This is a genomic window from Phormidium sp. CCY1219 (assembly GCF_055795085.1).
In genome coordinates, this window is the sequence record NZ_JAYFEQ010000918.1 from 1 (window position 1) to 18,314 (window position 18,314).

Annotated in this window: 16 protein-coding genes, 1 pseudogene and 1 riboswitch; of the genes and pseudogenes, 7 read left to right on the forward strand and 10 right to left on the reverse strand. The window is 50.8% G+C overall.

Going from position 1 to position 18,314, the window contains the following annotated elements:
- Positions 1-100: 100 nt before the first annotated feature.
- Positions 101-2,122, reverse strand: a complete 2,022-nt coding sequence (locus AC0QH1_RS30110; protein ID WP_324635135.1) for an abortive infection protein — start codon at positions 2,120-2,122, stop codon at positions 101-103.
- 380 nt (positions 2,123-2,502) lie between these two features.
- Here AC0QH1_RS30110 and fmt point away from each other — a divergent pair, with 380 nt between their 5' ends.
- The gene (gene fmt / locus AC0QH1_RS30115; RefSeq protein ID WP_324635136.1) at positions 2,503-3,504 is read left to right on the forward strand and encodes a methionyl-tRNA formyltransferase; all 1,002 of its coding nucleotides are present in this window, start codon (positions 2,503-2,505) and stop codon (positions 3,502-3,504) included.
- A gap of 12 nt (positions 3,505-3,516) precedes the next feature.
- Here the strand turns inward: fmt and AC0QH1_RS30120 are convergent, their stop codons facing one another.
- Positions 3,517-3,897, reverse strand: a complete 381-nt coding sequence (locus tag AC0QH1_RS30120; protein ID WP_324635137.1) for a DUF6464 family protein — start codon at positions 3,895-3,897, stop codon at positions 3,517-3,519.
- Positions 3,898-4,362: 465 nt separating this feature from the next.
- Here AC0QH1_RS30120 and AC0QH1_RS30125 point away from each other — a divergent pair, with 465 nt between their 5' ends.
- Positions 4,363-5,604 (forward strand): nuclease-related domain-containing protein, encoded by a 1,242-nt coding sequence (locus AC0QH1_RS30125; protein ID WP_324635138.1) that lies wholly within the window; start codon positions 4,363-4,365, stop codon positions 5,602-5,604.
- Positions 5,605-5,762: 158 nt separating this feature from the next.
- Here the strand turns inward: AC0QH1_RS30125 and AC0QH1_RS30130 are convergent, their stop codons facing one another.
- Positions 5,763-6,416 (reverse strand): Uma2 family endonuclease, encoded by a 654-nt coding sequence (locus tag AC0QH1_RS30130; RefSeq protein WP_324635139.1) that lies wholly within the window; start codon positions 6,414-6,416, stop codon positions 5,763-5,765.
- 354 nt (positions 6,417-6,770) lie between these two features.
- Between AC0QH1_RS30130 and AC0QH1_RS30135 the strand changes: the two genes are divergently transcribed.
- The gene (locus AC0QH1_RS30135; protein WP_324635140.1) at positions 6,771-8,156 is read left to right on the forward strand and encodes an aldehyde dehydrogenase; all 1,386 of its coding nucleotides are present in this window, start codon (positions 6,771-6,773) and stop codon (positions 8,154-8,156) included.
- A 67-nt stretch (positions 8,157-8,223) separates the two neighbouring features.
- Here the strand turns inward: AC0QH1_RS30135 and AC0QH1_RS30140 are convergent, their stop codons facing one another.
- Positions 8,224-8,832 (reverse strand): sulfite oxidase-like oxidoreductase, encoded by a 609-nt coding sequence (locus tag AC0QH1_RS30140; RefSeq protein WP_324635141.1) that lies wholly within the window; start codon positions 8,830-8,832, stop codon positions 8,224-8,226.
- Between the two features lie 425 nt (positions 8,833-9,257).
- Here AC0QH1_RS30140 and AC0QH1_RS30145 point away from each other — a divergent pair, with 425 nt between their 5' ends.
- From AC0QH1_RS30145 to AC0QH1_RS30155, 3 genes and pseudogenes are all read left to right on the forward strand, one after another.
- Positions 9,258-10,016 carry a tetratricopeptide repeat protein gene (locus tag AC0QH1_RS30145; protein WP_324635142.1) on the forward strand — a complete coding sequence of 253 codons (759 nt, stop codon included), beginning with the start codon at positions 9,258-9,260 and terminating at the stop codon, positions 10,014-10,016.
- 3 nt (positions 10,017-10,019) lie between these two features.
- Positions 10,020-10,421 (forward strand): annotated as a pseudogene (locus AC0QH1_RS30150) (tetratricopeptide repeat protein); the annotation flags it as partial.
- Between the two features lie 64 nt (positions 10,422-10,485).
- Complete coding sequence (locus tag AC0QH1_RS30155) at positions 10,486-10,710, forward strand: tetratricopeptide repeat protein (protein WP_442957393.1); 225 nt, start codon at positions 10,486-10,488, stop codon at positions 10,708-10,710.
- A 228-nt stretch (positions 10,711-10,938) separates the two neighbouring features.
- Here AC0QH1_RS30155 and AC0QH1_RS30160 read toward each other — a convergent pair whose 3' ends face one another.
- From AC0QH1_RS30160 to AC0QH1_RS30180, 5 genes are all read right to left on the reverse strand, one after another.
- Positions 10,939-11,634: a potassium channel family protein gene (locus AC0QH1_RS30160; protein ID WP_324635143.1), complete on the reverse strand. Its 696-nt coding sequence runs from the start codon at positions 11,632-11,634 to the stop codon at positions 10,939-10,941.
- A 296-nt stretch (positions 11,635-11,930) separates the two neighbouring features.
- Positions 11,931-13,265, reverse strand: coding sequence for a TrkH family potassium uptake protein (locus tag AC0QH1_RS30165; protein ID WP_324635144.1), 1,335 nt, complete (start codon positions 13,263-13,265; stop codon positions 11,931-11,933).
- Positions 13,266-13,704: 439 nt separating this feature from the next.
- Positions 13,705-15,078: a phosphomethylpyrimidine synthase gene (gene thiC / locus AC0QH1_RS30170; protein WP_324635145.1), complete on the reverse strand. Its 1,374-nt coding sequence runs from the start codon at positions 15,076-15,078 to the stop codon at positions 13,705-13,707.
- A 6-nt stretch (positions 15,079-15,084) separates the two neighbouring features.
- Positions 15,085-15,179, reverse strand: a riboswitch (TPP riboswitch).
- Positions 15,180-15,597: 418 nt separating this feature from the next.
- Complete coding sequence (locus tag AC0QH1_RS30175) at positions 15,598-15,849, reverse strand: hypothetical protein (RefSeq protein ID WP_324635175.1); 252 nt, start codon at positions 15,847-15,849, stop codon at positions 15,598-15,600.
- A 293-nt stretch (positions 15,850-16,142) separates the two neighbouring features.
- Positions 16,143-16,475: a hypothetical protein gene (locus AC0QH1_RS30180; protein WP_324635146.1), complete on the reverse strand. Its 333-nt coding sequence runs from the start codon at positions 16,473-16,475 to the stop codon at positions 16,143-16,145.
- A gap of 349 nt (positions 16,476-16,824) precedes the next feature.
- Here AC0QH1_RS30180 and AC0QH1_RS30185 point away from each other — a divergent pair, with 349 nt between their 5' ends.
- On the forward strand, positions 16,825-17,553 hold the full coding sequence (locus AC0QH1_RS30185) for a hypothetical protein (protein ID WP_324635147.1): 729 nt from the start codon (positions 16,825-16,827) through the stop codon (positions 17,551-17,553).
- A 125-nt stretch (positions 17,554-17,678) separates the two neighbouring features.
- Here the strand turns inward: AC0QH1_RS30185 and AC0QH1_RS30190 are convergent, their stop codons facing one another.
- The gene (locus AC0QH1_RS30190) at positions 17,679-18,194 is read right to left on the reverse strand and encodes a methyltransferase family protein (protein ID WP_324635148.1); all 516 of its coding nucleotides are present in this window, start codon (positions 18,192-18,194) and stop codon (positions 17,679-17,681) included.
- Positions 18,195-18,314: the final 120 nt, after the last annotated feature.

The following is an 18,314-nucleotide window of genomic DNA, read 5'->3' on the forward strand; positions in this document are numbered from 1 at the left end:
AGGACATAAAAGCAATGCGTAAATTGCTTTTATGTCCTGCCCCGGCCAACGAGCTTTACCCTCATTATATCCCCTCTGAAAAAAAATGGCAACCTTTTAATTAGCCCAGGCGATGGGTAAAGATGCCGGTGGGGGCGGTGGGGGCGATATGGGGATTAAACCCGCCCACTTGATTGGTGCGGATGACCCAGAGCGCGGCACCTTGCTTTAAGAGGATTTTGGCAATGTTATCTTGGGCGGGACGCGGGAGCATCGTGCGCCACGCGATAATCCCTTTCACAAGGGTGCTGATGAGGTTTTCCGGTTGGTCACTGGCGGCGATTTGTTCCACATTTTGACGCCAGTCTGGTTGGGCGATGCCAAAAGGAATTAAATGGCGTTCCAGATGTTTGCCCAGATTGATTAATTGTTTGAATTGCCAAGTTTGGGGATGGTCGGGGAAATGTTGCTGCCATTCTTGAATGCGGGGAGTATTGGCGATCGCATGTTCGATGCGTTTAATCGTAATATAGAGCGCTTGATTGGAATCCTGCACGCAAGAGGATTCTGGCGTCACCACCGATGCGCCGGTGCCATTTCCCGTGCGATATCGGGCGCAGACGATCGCCAATTGGCGGCGAAATTCAGCCATTGGCGAAATTTTCATGCCGTCAAAATCATAATCCACGGTAAGCGGGTCGAATTTAACCAAGATATCGCAAATCGGTCGCGTCCCCAACCAGCCGCGCTGTAAATCCCCCATAAAACTAAACCATTTAATCGCATCAGAGAGGATACCTTGGCGGTTGTGGGCGTACACCTGCCGATATTCGATATCAAAGCGCAATTCACCGGTGAGGATATCGCGAACTACAGTAGCGATGCCATAGGAAAAATGACCCGTAACCACGCCGAAAGGGGTGGGTTCTGCTTTTTTCCCGCCAATCCCGCCAAAGACATGGATAACGATCGCTTTGTCACCTTCTTGCCAAGCGGAAATCGCCGCTCTGGGATTTTCTGCGATCGGGTCGAGCAAAATAGTAGAGGCGGTACCTTTTTTATCCGAGGTATTTTGCCAATTTTGTTTTTTCAGATAGGTCAGGGCGTTTTGAGTGCCCAGGGCAAGTTGTTGGGGTTTGAGACGCATTGCCCCACGCGGTTCGATCGCTTGCACCACAAACAGACTATCCCCATCTTTTTGCCCATAAACGTACCATCCTTCTGGATTTAAGGGAGATTTTTCGATCGCCCGATGGGTGGAAGGGTAAATACCGTTGCTGTTTTGCGGCACTTGGGGAATGCGAATCAGGTCAAAAGGGCCGTCGAATTCCCCAGTGATTTTGTTATAGTGACGTACCAGAAAGCGATCGCTTTTTATCGGGCCTGCATCGGCAATTCCCCGGTCGGTTTTGTTTTTTTTGCCCGTTTTGGGTTGACTTATACCACCTGTTGTGCTATGGGCAACCCGCTGAATAATCGTCACCAAAGCCACCAGACGCCCGCTAATTTCCACCGGTTGGCGGGAAATAATTAAACTCGGTTCGCCACTGCGCTCGTCTACCACGGGGTTATGCAAAGCGACGATAACGTTATCTTCCGGGCGCGCGCCGGCGAGGGATTCTAACGGGCCGACGGTATTGAGTTTATCCAGTCGGATCGGATGGACGAAGCCTTTTTTGTGACTGTGTTTGGCTTGGCGGGTAAAGCGGACATCCACGGTGACGGCGCGGACGAATTTCTGGACTTCCGGGGAGCGAGTCCATTTCAACGTGACCACGCGATGTTTGAGATGGGCGTAGGCGCGATCGGCATTGTGAACTTCAAACCAGACCGCACCTTCGGGGTCGCGACGATCTGGGGGCGGTAAAATCAAGCGCCCGGTCCATAAGTCGATGGGTTGATACAGTCGAGCGGCGGCGCTTTGGGAAGCGGAATCGAGCAGGTGGGGCAGCAGATCCTCGGAAATCGCAGGGGAGGAGTCCTCTAGGGGCAGTTCTTCGCGGGTCTCGAACCGATGGCGATAGAAGGCGATGAGAACGCCCGTCAGCACCAGCAGCACCACACCCAGCCCGATCCCGGCGGCGATGGGGTTGGAGAAGAACTGAAAAGCAGATGCGATCGAGTCGGGAATCGAGAAGTTCATCGGCGAGCATCAGGTGGAGGGTGGAAAAAAGGACAAGGGGTTGCCCTCTAGCCTACCTGTGAAGAGGGGATGGAAGTTGGCTTGCGTGGAGCCTGTGTTGGCGAGGACAAGGATTGCGACAGGATAGAATGAAACGGTTATGAATGATGGTATCCTAAAAAACCAAGACTGAGAATGCATCATTTTTTCGCAAAATACGGCAGCTCTCGCGCAGCCGGAGATAGGGGGCAGTTTGGACAAAGGTGCCGCCGATCTGCGAAACTATCTGGGGGCAGGCCATGCGATCGCGGGTCACTGCTCCCCGTTCGTTGGTACTCTCATGGTACTGCAACACCCCCTTTGATGATTCACCTGAACCACCTACGTGACTGCTGACCAAAATGAAAGTCGTATTTTTCGGGACTCCCCAGTTTGCCGTTCCCTGTTTGGAAATGTTATTAGCCGATGGCGAAATTGAAGTGTTGGCGGTGGTCACGCAGCCGGATAAGCGTCGTCGGCGGGGCAACCAGTTAATCCCATCAGCAGTGAAATCTGTGGCATTGGCGCATAATTTGCCGGTGTGGCAGCCGAGACGAGTTAAAAAAGACCCCGAGACCCTGACAAAGCTGCGACAGTCAGGGGCAGATGCGTTCGTGGTGACGGCGTATGGTCAGATTTTGTCTCCGGAAATACTGGAGATGCCGCCTCTAGGGTGCATCAATGTCCATGCCTCTTTGCTGCCAAAATACCGAGGGGCGGCACCGATTCAATGGTGTTTGTACAATGGCGAGGCGGAAACTGGTGTCACGACAATGCTGATGGATGCCGGGATGGATACTGGCCCGATGCTGCTGAAGGCTCACACGCCGATCGAACTGCTGGAAAATGCTCACCACTTGGCTCAGACTGAGGCTAGTTTGGGGGCGCGGTTGTTGGTGGAAACCTTGTTGAAGTTAAAGCGGGGTCAGGTGCAACCGATTCCCCAAGATGATTCGCAAGCCTCCTATGCGCCGCTGATTAAAAAGGAGGATTACAAACTGGATTGGTCGCGCAGCGCGATCGCGTTGCATAACCAAATTCGCGGCTTTTTCCCCAATTGCGTGGCGCGCTTTCGCGGTCAGGATTTGAAAGCGATCGCCACCGCACCGGTGGGGGATGAGTATTGGGAACAGCTCCCTCCCTCGTTTAGCGTCCTCGAACATACTTGGCCGGCCCTTTATTCCGGTTCGGGTACTCCCGGTGAGGTGGTCAGCATTGCCAAACATATCGGCCCGATCGTCAAAACTGGGGAGGGATTTTTGCTGTTGCAACAAGTTCAACTGGCGGGCAAACGCGCCCAGTCGGGCTGGGATTTCGCAAATGGCACTCATTTACAGGTGGGGGATGTGTTTGAAAATGGCTGAACTGCGTTTTCCCTAGCACCGCGATCGCTCGGTTGTCTCTGTGGCGGGTTCGTAAAAGCGACATTCGGCGCAAGGTCCTTCTGGGTTGACCGCACAGCGAATTAATTCCGAATGGGCGTTGAAGCGACAGGAGGCATCTCCGAGTACCCAGCGCCCCTCTACACATGTTTTCTCGAGCGGTCGTTGCGCGGATTGCACGTAGAGGGCAATGTTGTGCAAGCGATAGCGCCCGGATTTGAGTTGGTATCGGTGACGCCGTTCTAAGACTGCGTAGGTTTTTCCTTTTAAATCTAAATAGTTCCCCGGTTGCGGATTCCAATCGAGTTGGACTTTTCCCAGGGATTGAACTGGTTTGGTCAGTATGACCTCGGTTGGTAGAGAATCTGGCTCCATAGTTCTCCTGTTAAGCTGTTTACATTTTTTACGTTAGCGCAATCTATCGCTCAACCTCGGTGAAAGTCCAAATAACTTAAGATTTTTTATCGCGATCGCCCTCGTAACCTTTGCTTTCCCTATCCCCCCCCACATCTGCGCTTCGATTTTTCACCACCAATCTTTCCCTCTGCCTACCTCTTAGTTCTTAATCCCTAATTCTTAATTCTTAATTTTTAATTTTTCATTCCTCGTTTTTCGTTCTCACTCCCCACCGCAATTGGGAATTTCTAATTCTCAATTTTTAATTCTCAATTCTCCAATTTTGCCCTACCGCTTTTTCCCAAAACTGTATTCGGGATAGCAGAAACCCTCGCCGATTCGTGGCATCACTCAAACCAGGACGACAATAAACGTACCGGGGATGGCGATCGCTCAATCCCCGGTTCCATCGGTTTCCCGCGATCGCTCGTGAGGTCTGACCCCATGAAAACTTTATCTCAACACCCATCCCTGCGCCAAGCTTTTAAACAGCAGGTTGACAAAAGTATAGCAGAAAATCGCGCCGCGACTCAATCCGAATTGCCCGAGGGCTGGGCCGGTGCTGTGGGCGGTTTTTTGTTTGATGTGAATCAATTCAGCAATCAATTTAAAGGCAACTTGGGGGAGGGAATTGTCTCCCTGTTACTGAAATTTATTCCCGACAGCTATATCTTATTTAACAATGCCTTTATTCCTACCAAAATACCCGGACGGTTAACGGAAATCGACCATTTGATTATCGGTCCGGGGGGCGTTTTTTTAGTCGAACTCAAAACCTGGAAAGGGTCGTTTAGCGCCCATCGCGATCGCTGGCAGCGCCGAGAAGGAAACCGTTGGGTGGCCATTTCTAGCAGTCCCAGTTCCCAAAGCGCTTATCATCTGCAAATGTTTCGTCAGTGGATCGTCACCGAAGTGGATAATTTTCCCGAGGATTGTATCAGCGCCCCGGTGGTGTTTACCGTAGCGCAATGGGTGGAAGCAACACAATGTGCGGTTCCGGTTTTGCATGGCATTCAGGCGCTCTTTTCTGTGCTAAATAACTCGCCTCTTCGCCTTAGTACGGCACAAGTCGATCGCATCGTCGATGCCGTGGCCAATTACCGCCTTCCCGAACCGGGCAATACCCCGAAACCAAAACCCAAACCCACCCTGAAGCGATCGGCAAATTCCGCAAAACCCACCGTTGTGCCCAAAACTTATACTATGACTGAAGGCGTTGGCGTCGCACAACAAGCCACCGCCGATATTACCCAGTGGTTGTCCAGTTTGCCCCAAACTATTACCGTAGAAAATGTGGAAAACGATCCGAATTATCAACAAATTGATGTAGATTTGTTGTTAACAACCAACAAGGGTCAGTTTAAACTGGAAATTAAGGGCGATCGCTGGCACAAAACGGGCAATTTCTTTTTTGAAACTTACAGCAATTTTGAACGCGGCACCCCCGGGTGTTTTATCTATACCGAAGCGGATTGGCTGTGTTATTATTTCATCACCCCTCGGGAGTTGTATTTGTTGCCCATGCCGACGACGCGAGAGTGGTTTTTAGAGAATCTGGATCGATTTCGCGAGCGCTCTACCACCACTCCGATTCAAGGCGGCGGTCATTACACCACCGTAGGTCGTCTGGTGGCGATCGCAACGGTCAGGCAAGAAGTGGCAGACATCCGCAAAATTCAACTCTAATTGTATGCAGTGCCGATTGCAAATCCGGTTGACAAAAGTAGGCATTAAAATCTGCGATCGTCGCCAGCAAAAACCCCCGTAGAGACGCTTCAAAATCGCGTCTCTACTCACCTGCAATTCTTCCTAAAACCAGGGATATCGCGCACCGAGAGCCTCTATTACACCTGTTCCGGGTCAATCCCTAATTCCCGCAGTCGCGCTTCCAAACGTTGGACTCGTTGTTCTGCTGCTTGCGCCCGTTGGTCTAATTCCACGGGGGTCAAAAACTTCCGTCCATCGGGACGATAAATCTCCAGTCCGCTGTCTGTCATTTCAAACCGAATTCCCAGGCGCGGCGACACCCATCCATTCATTTGTTCGATGACGTTTAATCGAGTGTCAGAACGCTGCCACCCGTTCAAATCGATGCGGTCTGGGTCATATAAATAATATTCCTCTACCCCATAGCGGTCGTAAAATTGCAATTTTTTCGCCATTTCTTTCAAGGTATTCCCCGGGGATAAGACTTCAAAGACGACTTGCGGGGGAAGATTGTCTTCTTCCCATTGCTTGTAAGAGCCTCTTTTCCCTTTCGGACGGCCAAAGACCACTAGGGCATCGGGGGTTTGACAAAGTTTGTTATTGCCCTGCACTGGATACCACAGTAAATCCCCGGCCACAAACACCTCGGCATTGTTGGCAAACAGAATTTCTAAATTCTCTTTAATGACCACAATCCAGGTGAATTGCTCGGTATTTTCTGCCATTGGTTTGCCGTCGCTTTCGGGATAGATAATGTCGGACTTTTGGGAAGCTTCAATTTTTTGTACCATGCCACATTTTGCCTCCAGTTTTTTCAGTCTGATTTTAGTCTAGCATAGGCAAGGGGAAAAACACATAAATTGTATAATTTGACGCTTTTCACCAAAAGTATAATATCCCCTCGAAGCCGATTTAATGGAGGCGAGAGGTCAAGGGGGAATTTTACAGCAAACCTGCCCTGGGCAAAAAACGCCGCGTCATTTCAATTGGGCGGAAAAAGCCTGGGAATCTTGCGGAGTACATTAACAGCGGAAGGGTCTGTGTGTCACCCCCGGACAAGGCAAGGTGAAAAATCTGCAAGAATTTCATACAATAAGCAAAAAGGGCGTTTGCCTTTTGCTGTACATCCGGTTAAACTAAAGCTCATGCTAACTCTTTCCCCGATTACCGAGAAAATCCGCGCTCAACGGCAATTTTTTGCCACGGGCAATACATTAGATCTGGACTTTCGCATCGAACAACTGGAAAAACTCAAACAAGCGATTTGCGATCGCGAACAAAGCGTGGTGGATGCGCTTAAGGCTGACCTGAAAAAGCCGAAGTTAGAGATTTACTCCGCCGAACTCGGGGTCGTTCGGGAAATCAATTACGCTCTCAAGCATATCAAATCTTGGGTAAAACCGAAAACCGTGGCGCGACCCTTGGATCAATTCTTTGCCCCTGCCCGAATTTATCGCGACCCCTTGGGTGTGGTATTAATTATTAGCCCTTGGAATTACCCGTTTCAGTTAACCATCTCTCCTTTAGTGGGTGCGATCGCGGCGGGAAATTGTGCGATTTTGAAGCCTTCGGAATTTTCTAGCGCCACTTCCCGGGCGATCGCCGATTTAATCCAACAAACTTTCGATCCGGCTTATATCACCGTTGTGGAAGGTGGCGTAGAAGAATCCAAAGAATTACTCGCCGAAAAATTCGACCATATTTTCTTTACCGGTGGCACTCGAATCGGTCAAAAAGTGATGGAAGCGGCGGCGAAACAATTGACTCCCGTCACCTTAGAATTGGGCGGCAAAAGCCCTTGCATCGTGGAACCCGATATCGATGTAGACAGCACTTGTCGCCGCATTGTCTGGGGAAAATTTATCAATGCAGGCCAAACTTGCATCGCCCCAGATTATCTCCTCGTCCATCGCGATATCAAACCTCAATTAACGGCGGGAATTATCCGGACTATTAAAGAATTTTATGGCGAAAACCCTGCCGAAAGCCCGGATTTTGCCCGGATTATCAGTGACAAACACTTTCGTAGCCTCGCCGAATTGCTCACAGACTGCGACACCATCGCGATCGGCGGGGAAACTAATGCCGAGGAACGATATATCGCCCCCACGGTAGTCGATCGCGTTTCTTTAGATTCCCCCCTGATGCAAGAAGAAATCTTTGGGCCAATTTTACCCATCCTGGAATATTCCAACCTCGAGGAAGCGATCGCGATCGTCAACGACAAACCCAAACCCCTCGCCCTTTACCTCTTCTCCAAAAATTCGCAAATCCAGCAAAAAATCCTGCGCGAAACCTCTTCCGGCGGCGTCTGCATCAACGACACGATTATGCACCTCGGCGTCTCTGAATTGCCCTTTGGCGGCGTCGGGAATAGCGGTATCGGCAGCTATCACGGCCAAGCCAGTTTCGATACCTTTTCCCACCAAAAAAGCGTCTTGGAAAAATCGTTTTTGTTCGATTTAGATTGGCGCTATGCTCCCTATAAAGGTAAGCTCAAATTAATCAAAAAACTCATGTTTGGCGGCTAATTTTTGCGGGTAATTTCGTTCCCAGCATTGGCTGGGAACGACTCACTCTCCCTACCCCACAAAACGCTTACAATCCAAACAGATTATTGCTGTAGCGTTCTTCTGCCCAAGGTTCGCCTCGGGGGTGATAGCCATTGCGTTCCCAGAAGCCTAATTCTTCTTCACTGAGAAACTCAAACCCATTAATCCATTTGGCACTTTTCCAGGCATAAAGATGGGGCACTACCAACCGCAGGGGGCCGCCATGTTCGGCGGGCAGCGGTTCGCCGAATAAGGTATGGGCGAAGAAGTTTTCCTCGCGCATCAAATCTGCTATTGAAATGTTAGTGGTATAACCGCCATAACAGTGCTCCATCACGTAAACTGCTTTCGGATCGACTTCCACTTGTTTCATTAAGTCGAGGACTTTTACCCCGGTCCATTTTACATCCAGTTTGGACCAGCGAGTGACGCAGTGAAAATCGGCGGTAAACTCCTGTTGCGGCATGGCCATAATATCGGCCCATTTGAAGGTAGCGGGGGTGGCTAATCCGGTAATTTTAAATTCCCACTCGTCGGTGGAAATTTGCGGTGTATCCCCGTAGGTGAGTACGGGAAATCCTTTGGTCAAATACTGACCCGGAGGAACGCGATCGCTCAGTTCGGGGTCGGGTTTCTTAAAAAATTTACCCAGCATAATTTCTACTGATGCACTGCTATTTTAATTGTGCCATTGTCATTTCGCTTCGGGATTCCCCGAGGGTTTCCCTCACTTAAAAAGCCATCATATCATATCGGCGCTTTTCCCAGGGAAGGAGAAAAAGTTAAGAATTGAAAAGGCAGAATTAAAAAAGTGCTTAATTCTTCTTAATTCCTTGTTAATTTTCTCCCTATGAGGGTAGAGGGAGCTTTGGCTTGTGGTATGGTATGAAAACCAGATACGGGCGAGCATCGGTGTCGCGGCGCATGCAGGCGAAGTCCCTCGCGGGCTGATTGCACTGCATGCCATGATTTGCCGGGGTGGGTCTCGTTGTTCTGCCAAGCGCTTTGTCGGGAGAAAAGCGCCGATTTCGTTTCTCGAACTTGATGTCCTTGTCGGTCAAATTGTTGGGGTTGTCATCTATGTTTGCTATGCCTCATCGGTTCACAACCAGACTTTGCGGCGTATTGAGCCTCTGTTGTGGGACGGCGATCGCCTCTGCAGTAGTGGTTGCAGGCCCGGAGTCGGCATCTTTGGTTGTGGCGCAAAATGTAATCACGCGCGGCTACTACGAAACCGGGGTGGAACGCTTAGCACAAGGGGATGTGGAAGGTGCGATCGCCAGTTTGCAACAAGCCTTAGCTCAATATCCAAATTATCCCCAGGCGCGCAATGCCTTGGGGCGGGCGCTGCAGCAACGGGGGGAAGTGGAAGCGGCGATCGCCCAGTACCGGGAAGCGATTCGCCTTTATCCCAATTACGCCGAAGCTTACAATAACTTAGGTAGTGCCCTGAATGCCCAGGGCGATCGCGCTGGGGCGGTGGCGGCGTATGGACAAGCTATCCGCCTGAACCCTAATTTAGCGCAAGCCCAGTACAATTTCGCCCTGTTGCGACAAGATGAAGGCAGTACCGCCGAAGCGATCGCCGCGTTGCAAGAAACGATTCGCCTCAATCCGAATCTGGCGCAGGCCCACGATCGCCTCGGGGCGCTACTCCTGACTCAGGGAAAGGTCTCGGAGGCGATCGCGGCAATTCGGGAAGCCCTGCGCCTCAATCCCAATCTGGCCCAAGCGCAGTTTAATTTAGCCAACAATTTGCAAGCCACCGGGCGTCAATCGGAGGTGGTGAGCATCTATCAAGCCGCCGTGGCCCGCAACCCAAACTTAAGTGAAGCATAAGCGAAGTTAGGCGACGCCCTGAAAGCCCGAGGCCAGTTGCGAGAAGCCATTTCCGCCTACGAACAGGCCATCGCACAGGATACTGGTTTAAGTGAGTTACTTGCCCCAGATTTGGCCGAGGCATATTATAACTTAGGTGAGCAACTGGAGTCGGCGGGAGACCTAGAAGAGGCAAAGGCAAACTATCAGCAGGCGATCGCGCGCAATCCCAACCGCGCCGAAGCTCATGCGGGATTGGGGCGGATCCTGCGAGTGCAGGGAGAACTGAGTGCCGCGATCGCGCAAGAGCGAGAAGCCCTGGACCGCAATCCCAATTTAGCCACGGCTTACAATGGACTGGCGCAAGCTCTGAACCGACAAAATCAAAAAGCTGAGGCGATCGAAGCCTGGGAAAATGCCGTGCGCCTCGATCCGAATTTGGCTGAGAGCGCATTACAATTTAGGCGAAGCGTTCTCCGAAGCGGGAGAGATGGAAAAAGCGATCGCGCAAGAGCGAGAAGCGATCGCGCGCAATCCAAATTTAGCCAATGCTTACAACAGTTTGGGCGTGGCGTTGTATCAACGCGAACAGCCCCAAGACGCGATCGCCGCATGGCGACAGGCGATCGCGATCGACCCAAATTTAGCCGAGGCTTTTATCAATCTCGGCAACGCTTTAAAAGCCCAACAAACTGAATCGGCGGCAGACCTTTAATCCCAATTTTCATGCCTTCACGAGACAGATATCCCGTCGGGGAAAGACACTGCCATGTCCCTACCTTTCATCTGCATCATTATTGTTGAAAAATGGGAGAATCTCAACTCCGCCGAAATCCCTGTAAAAAAATGAGTCCGCGTCGGCGGACTATAGCTTTAACGGGCATAGTTGCTAACGCGCTTTGCCTGTGCCTTGGCAGGATTTGAATTGCCGATTTGGGTTCCCTCACGGCGTTAAGCGATCGATTCCTTTATTCGAACCAATCACTACCATAATGGTGCCTTTCTTCAGCAAGCGATTTGCCGGAGGATTAATTTCAAATTTGCTATCGTGACTGACGGCTAAAACAGTCAGCCCATAGCGATTGCGAAGTTCGAGTTCGGCAATGGTTTTCCCATCAAAATTATCCGGGACGAGGGTTTCCACGATGCTGTGTTCCGGATCCAGTTCAAAGCTATCGAGGATGCTGGGTTTGGTGATATTTCGCGCCAAAGCATACCCCATTTCCCGTTCTGGAAATACTACATGGTCCGCGCCCACTTTTTTGAGCAATTTCATGTGAATTTCCGACGATGCCTTTGCCACTACATGTTTTACCCCCTCTTCTTTCAAATTTAGGGTAGTAATAATGCTTTGGGCTAAGTAATTGCCGATGCCGACAATCACCGTATCGAAATCCGTGATTCCCGCTTGTTGGATGGCGGTGGGTTCGGTGGTATCCAGTTCTAAAGCGTGGGCGGCGATGCGATCGGTAAGGGCTTGGGAGACTTTTTTTTCATCCATATCAATGGCGAGCACTTCATATCCCAAACCATGCAGGGTCAAACAGACGGCTCGACCAAATCGCCCTAACCCAATAACGGCAAATTGCTTATTTTCTGGATGCAGATTCCGAAAGAAACTCAGAGAGGATAAATTCACAGTTGCTACCTTGATGGGAATCGATTGATTAAACAGTCACTAAATGAGTGGTGTGATTGACAGGAGAGCGCGAGAGACAAGAAACAGGGGGTTCGTAGAATTTCTTGTCCCTCGCACCCCATGAAAAATATTACAACTCCTAAACGCATTGCTATATCTGGGAGTTGCCTTTTTCGCCTCCTGGCCCTGGATTGTGCCCTCTGGCACCGGGTCCGAAGAGGAGGGAAGATAAGGGGGGGGGAAGGAGAGAGCAAGTGAATGGTTTTACCGTAGCAAGTTTGGGGGGAAAAAGTGATTTATCCCACCAACAGATTTTCTTCGGGATAGCGAATGGCGGTGGGTCTGGTGTCTCCGAGAATGGCGCTCATCAGCATCAGCATCCCGACGCGCCCCACATACATGATGATAATCAAAACCACTTTGCCTAGGGGGGAGATGGCGGCGGTGATCCCGGTGGATAGCCCCACGGTGGCAAATGCCGATACCACTTCAAAGAGGAGTTCGATAAAGGGGAACGTGGAATCGGTGACGGCGAGGACGATGGTTCCCAGGATGACCATTCCAATGGAGGCGACGACGACTCCTACGGCTTTTAAAATCAGTTCCACGGGAATCTGGCGCTGGAAGCACAGCACTTGCTCGCGTCCCTGGAGAACCGCTCTGGTGCAACTGAGCAAGACTCGCATGGTGGAGGTTTTGATTCCGCCCCCGGTACTGCCCGGAGAGGCTCCGATAAACATGAAGGCAATGGTGATAAATAATGCCGCCGAGGTCATTTCTCCGAGGGGGATGGTGTTAAATCCTGCCGTGCGAGTGGTGACGGATTGGAACCAGGCGGTGATGATTTTTTCGCCGAAGCTAAATTGACCGAAGGTGGCGGGATTGTTTGCTTCGGTGAAGAAAAAGGCGACGGTGCCGAGGGCGAGCAAAAATAGGGTGGTGGTGGTGACGATTTTGAAGTGGAGGGAAAATACTACTCGTTCTCGACTGCGGGCGAAGCGATCGCGTATCCACATATAAATTTCCATAATCACTTGATAGCCGAGGCCACCAAAGATGACTAAAAAGGTGATAATTAAATTCATCGGCAATGAGGTGGCATACCCCATTAAGCTATCTTCAAATAAGCTAAATCCGGCATTGTTAAAGGCGCTAATGCTATGAAATACCGAGAGCCAAATGCCATAATTCCACCCATAATCGGGCACGAAAATCAGGAGGAGGAAAAATATGCCGGTGAGTTCAAAGATTAAGGTGGTGGCAATAATGGAGCGCACCAGTTGCACTACGCCGGCCATTTCTGCTTTGTCTAAGGATTGTTGAATGGCTAGTCTGTCCCGCAATCCAAATCGCCGCCCTAGGAGCAATAGCAAAAAGGTGGTGGCAGTCATGTAGCCCAACCCGCCAATCTGTAGCAGAAAGAGGATAAAAAATTCCCCAATTCCCGAATAGTAGCTGCCGGTATCTACGACGATTAAACCCGTCACGCACACCGCCGAGGTGGCGGTGAAGAATGCAGTCACAAAATTGTTCCAAGTCCCGTCTGCTGTGGCAATGGGTAGCATTAGCAAAAAGGTGCCGATGCTAATGAGTACCAGAAAGCCGAGACAAATCGTTCTAGAAACTGTCATGGCAAATGTAGGTTTAGTTGTGTTAGAGTTTTGGGTTTAGCTTGCATCTCCAGGTTTGGGCTGCGTCGCCGCATCTGCTCTAACTTCCCTCGGTTATTTTACCGGAGGAAGGCGATCGCGTTTTCTCTCCCCGGTGACTCCCTCCTCCGATTTGATTCTCTCGGAGTAGGGTTGAGCTATCGCTGGTTGTACACCTGCAATAGTTTGGCCTGCGGTGCCCGGTGGGGGAAGGGAGGAGGAATTGCGGGATAGATTTTAGAAACGAGATCGAAGCTGAAAAGAGAACGCGATCGCTTCCTTGATTGAAATACTCAATTATGTATGCAGTTATATAACCAGAAATAATATTGGCAATCGAGCGGGTTTTGGGGAGGACAATCGCCCGATTCTACTCGATGAAAAAAAAGGTGGCCTGTGGCCACCTTAGTTTGATTTTAGGTTAACCTTGGCTGACGGTTTCTTTGGCTAAGAACTTCTCTAATTCGGTCAAAGCGTCGGCGTCAACTTTGGTTTGCATGGGGCAGAATTTCGGACCGCACATCGAGCAGAATTCGGCGGTTTTGTGGATATCTGCCGGTAAGGTTTCGTCGTGATATTCCCGGGCGCGATCGGGGTCGAGGGACAGTTCGAACTGACGGTTCCAGTCGAAATTATAGCGGGCGATGGAGAGTTCGTCGTCGCGATCGCGCGCTCCCGGACGATGGCGGGCGATATCTGCGGCATGAGCGGCAATCTTATAGGCGATTAACCCGCTTCGCACATCTTCCGCATTGGGCAGGCCCAGGTGTTCTTTCGGCGTCACGTAACACAGCATTGCCGTGCCGTACCACCCTGCCATTGCCGCCCCGATCGCGGAAGTGATATGGTCGTAACCGGGAGCGATATCGGTCACCAACGGTCCGAGCACGTAAAACGGTGCTTCGGCACATTCTTCCATCTGCTTTTTCACGTTAAACTCGATTTGGTCCATCGGTACGTGACCTGGCCCTTCCACCATCACCTGCACGTCATGTTCCCAGGCGCGGCGAGTCAGTTGTCCCAGGGTTTTCAGTTCGGTGAGTTGCGCTTCGTCGGACGCATCGTGGGTACATCCGGGACGCAGGGAATCCCCCAAACTAAACGAAACATCGTACTTCTTGAAGATTTCGATGATATCGTCGAAATGGGTGTACAGGGGATTTTGCTTGTGGTGATGCAGCATCCACTTGGCGATAATCCCGCCGCCGCGAGATACAATGCCCGTGAGACGGTTTTTCACCAACGGCAGATTTTCGATTAAAATGCCGGCGTGGATGGTCATGTAGTCCACCCCTTGCTGCGCGTGTTTTTCGATGACGTGCAGAAAATCATCCGGGGTCAGGTTTTCCATCCGCCCGTAAACGCTTTCTAACGCTTGGTAAATCGGCACCGTACCGATGGGAACCGAGGAAGCGTTGATAATGGCGGTGCGAATTTCATCTAAATTGCCGCCCCCAGTGGACAAGTCCATCACCGTATCGGCACCGTATTTGACCGAAAGGTTGAGCTTGTCGAGTTCTTCCTGGACGTTGGAAGAGTTGGGAGAAGCACCGATGTTGGCATTGACTTTACATTTGGAGGCAATACCGATGCACATCGGTTCGAGATTGGTGTGGTTGATGTTGGCAGGGATTATCATCCGTCCCCGCGCCACTTCGTCGCGAATCAGGTCGGCGGGCAGGTTTTCCCGTTTCGCCACATGCTCCATTTCTTCGGTGATTACACCCTGGCGGGCGTAGTGCATTTGGCTAACGTTCTTTTGCCCGCGCCGATTGGCAACCCATTGTGCTCGCATGATTGTGTCCTCAAATAACAGCTTCCCTCCGCTGGTATTACCCAGACTCAGGTTCTAAGGGACTGTCTCAGCCCGAGACTCGGGCACCCCTAGCTCGATCGGGATTTTAACACGGTTGAAGAATTTGTCGAGGTGGAACGCAGCAAATCTTAACACTTCGGCAGGGGTAAGGGTCTTGGGGTGGGACTTTGGCGGGCGATCGCCTGAGTTATTCGGACCCCAGGGCGTGGGATGCATTGGGCGCGGATTGTGGTAAAATCATGCCTTGATTGCCGCACGAGCGATCCAGCTATGGAGCGGTGGATTTGGGAAAAAGTAACCGGAATTGTGTCTTCTTCTCGGTTGCAGGTGACTTGCTATTCTCGGGGGAAAGCAAGGGATTTTAAGCGATAAAATTGTTAGGGGTGTACTGCCCACCCTACAGGAATTGCCGGGTTATTAAAATCAAAATTACCCTGGACAAATATTTCCGTTTGCTCTTTAGCAAAATTGCCAGGTGGGCAGTACGCACCGGAGGGATTAAAGTTGATTGGATTGATTAAAGCGCTTGGATAGCCAGCTTATCAGTCCGTTTAAGAGAGCGCCGGCCATGAGAATGCCAATGGCGGGATTAAAGACGGGTTGCCAGAGTTTCTGCCATAAATCGAGTCCGAGATTGACGCCGGTGGAGCGACCGATAACGGCGATCGCGAACCACAAGAAGCTGAGGAAAACGAAAAATACATTGGCTACTAAAAAGAGGTTAAGCCACTGGAGAAATTTGTCTTTCATGGTTGGTTTGGGGTGGGTTGCAACGACAATCAACGACCGCGATCGCCGACTATGAGAAAGGGCGATCGCGCGAGAGTGCAGATAAAGGCTCAGGGATAGGATAGCACTGTTTGCAATGGGGCTGAAGGGGAATTGCGGGGGGTTGAGTGGGGATTGGAGGCGATCGCAAATGGGCGCAGTTGCCCATGTGAGGGGGTGCGATCGCCGGGAAAACCTTGACAAAATGACGGGATTGTGGGTGAACAAAAATCCCGGGCGGCTTTCCCGCGCCATTGGTTCCGGAGGGAGCGGTGCTACACTGGAAGGCGGGCTTGGCGGAAGAGTTGCACCATGCTGGGGGAATGGGCGATCGCCCAGGCGTTAATCCCGAGACAGAGAGTGGCGAGACCCAGGAGGATGTAGGTGGGAGGCATCACCACGCCGATGAGGAACCAGGTCAAGACGTGAAAGACCATTACCAGAGCGTACAAGCTGGCGATTCCGCCCATGAGGCGCACGGAGAGGGCGGACAATCCCAGGGCCGTAAAAATGAGGGTTTGCAAGGTGGCTAGCAAGTTGGCGGGCACCAGGAGGGCGCAAATGGTGAGGCAGTGGGTGCGGGAAAATTCGCAAAGGATGTCAAACATTATACAATTCTAAAGAGTTTTGTAGGATCGAGAGAGTCTTTCTCCGTTTAAACTATAGCATATACTTTTCCATCTGGGAAGAATTGGAAAATTTTTTTTTCGGGCACGGGGATATGATAAAACGAAGAAAGCTGTCAACGAGCCAAGGAAAATAAGAAAATGGAAAATACAGAGGTGTTAAATTTAGTGGCCGGCGGATTGGCTGTGGTGATTTTCATCGGGGCGATTCTGATGATGTTTACCAACTTTTGGACCAGGAGCGGCAAAAAATAGCCGGAGGGGAAAACAGAAAACCCGGGTTAAGGGGGCGGAATTTCTGCCGCTCGATCGGCCAAATTGTGTGGCGGCTGTGTCTCGAATTGTCACCGGCTGGATTTCTACCCTAAAGGCGATCGCCCTGGCGGTGACTGTTGTTGCCGGAATTCGATATCATAAAAAGGTAAAACCCTATTTGTTGGTTGGTGACGCCATGCAAAAAACTGGCTTAATCGCTCAATTAATTGGCGGTGCGATGCTCTCTTTCGGGTTAGCATCCCCGCTGCTACTTGAGGTACAGGCGCAAGAAGCGCGTCCTGTTTATCTATTCGACACTCAATGCGTCAGCAATGGTCCGGGTCGAGCGCGGGAAGAAACCCTGGATGTGGCGGTGGGGCGAAAGGTTTATCGCTCCTATTTATTTTTAGGACCGGGTAGCCGAGAAGCCTCGATTACTTGTCGAATTTTACCGGAAGAAAGGGAAGATGCAACGGGGGCGTTTCAGTCTCTTTTGCTCGATTTTGGAATGCGCGATAACGATCGCGGAAGTCCACCGAATGTGGTAACGGTTTATTTAGATGGCGTGCGGACGGCTTCGGAAACCATAAGACCTGGGGAAAAAGTTATGCTTTCCCTGAATGTTAGCGAAGCCAATAATGTGGCAATTGAAACCGTGTGTTCGGCGCAGAATCGCTATTGCGATCGCCTGTATTTTTTTGAGGCGACGCTTTCCCCAGACCAGTTCCCCTTGATTGTGCCAGAAACCGATTCTCCTGATGCTGCACCGGAGGAGTCGGAACCGGATTCTCCGAGGGAAATTTGAACCGCTAGGTGGAGATTTTTTTATAAAAAACCGGGCTTTACTGATAAAGCCCGGTTTTTTATCGGTTAAATTTTGGGAATTATAGAAAACCGAAAAAAGTGACTAAATCGCCCACAATATCGCGATTAATAAATCAGCGGAATCAGCTTTTTGACTCGTTGGCGATAATCGAAATATTCCGGATATTTTTCGCTTAACCAAACTTCCTCGCGTCTGCTTTTGGCGTCGAGAAAGGCAAATAACAGGGCTACGCCGAGGAGGTGAGAGAGACTCAACTGCACCAAAGACCAGGCGATCGCGCCTAAAATCAAGCCACCATATAAAGGATGTCGCACGATGCCATAAATCCCGGTTTGCACTAACTCCCCATTTTCGGTGGGATAGGGCAAGGGGGTGAGATTTCCGCCTAAATCCAACAGTCCTTTTCCGATTAAAATCAACGCCACCAGGGCGATCGCACCGGCAACGCCCCAGAGGGCATATTCGGCGATCGCAGAAGGCAAGTTTAACCCCGGTGGGCGATAGGCGGGCAACAGCACAAATGCCACAATTAACACAGCTTGAGCCAAAAACCAATATTCGCCGCGATCGCCGCGCCAGCTCATCTCATTTAATCCCCATTTTGTCAAGAGCCTTCTCATCTTCCATCCTCCGTTACATAACTACATAGATTTTAATCTATTGTAACAAAAGGCGGGGTGTTAGGGGACGACACAGCCGCCCCGAGGCTATCGTTCCCCCCAGGGGGAACGAAGGGCAGC

Excerpts from the sequence above, each read along its gene's own strand:
- AC0QH1_RS30165 (WP_324635144.1), bottom strand. The coding sequence starts at position 13,265 with ATGACAGTTTCTAGAACGATTTGTCTCGGCTTTCTGGTACTCATTAGC.
- AC0QH1_RS30130 (WP_324635139.1), bottom strand. The coding sequence starts at position 6,416 with ATGGTACAAAAAATTGAAGCTTCCCAAAAGTCCGACATTATCTATCCC.
- thiC (WP_324635145.1), bottom strand. The coding sequence starts at position 15,078 with ATGCGAGCACAATGGGTTGCCAATCGGCGCGGGCAAAAGAACGTTAGC.
- AC0QH1_RS30175 (WP_324635175.1), bottom strand. The coding sequence starts at position 15,849 with ATGAAAGACAAATTTCTCCAGTGGCTTAACCTCTTTTTAGTAGCCAAT.
- AC0QH1_RS30145 (WP_324635142.1), top strand. The coding sequence starts at position 9,258 with ATGTTTGCTATGCCTCATCGGTTCACAACCAGACTTTGCGGCGTATTG.
- AC0QH1_RS30110 (WP_324635135.1), bottom strand. The coding sequence starts at position 2,122 with ATGAACTTCTCGATTCCCGACTCGATCGCATCTGCTTTTCAGTTCTTC.
- AC0QH1_RS30180 (WP_324635146.1), bottom strand. The coding sequence starts at position 16,475 with ATGTTTGACATCCTTTGCGAATTTTCCCGCACCCACTGCCTCACCATT.
- AC0QH1_RS30155 (WP_442957393.1), top strand. The coding sequence starts at position 10,486 with ATGGAAAAAGCGATCGCGCAAGAGCGAGAAGCGATCGCGCGCAATCCA.
- AC0QH1_RS30125 (WP_324635138.1), top strand. The coding sequence starts at position 4,363 with ATGAAAACTTTATCTCAACACCCATCCCTGCGCCAAGCTTTTAAACAG.
- fmt (WP_324635136.1), top strand. The coding sequence starts at position 2,503 with ATGAAAGTCGTATTTTTCGGGACTCCCCAGTTTGCCGTTCCCTGTTTG.
- AC0QH1_RS30120 (WP_324635137.1), bottom strand. The coding sequence starts at position 3,897 with ATGGAGCCAGATTCTCTACCAACCGAGGTCATACTGACCAAACCAGTT.
- AC0QH1_RS30190 (WP_324635148.1), bottom strand. The coding sequence starts at position 18,194 with ATGAGAAGGCTCTTGACAAAATGGGGATTAAATGAGATGAGCTGGCGC.
- AC0QH1_RS30140 (WP_324635141.1), bottom strand. The coding sequence starts at position 8,832 with ATGCTGGGTAAATTTTTTAAGAAACCCGACCCCGAACTGAGCGATCGC.
- AC0QH1_RS30135 (WP_324635140.1), top strand. The coding sequence starts at position 6,771 with ATGCTAACTCTTTCCCCGATTACCGAGAAAATCCGCGCTCAACGGCAA.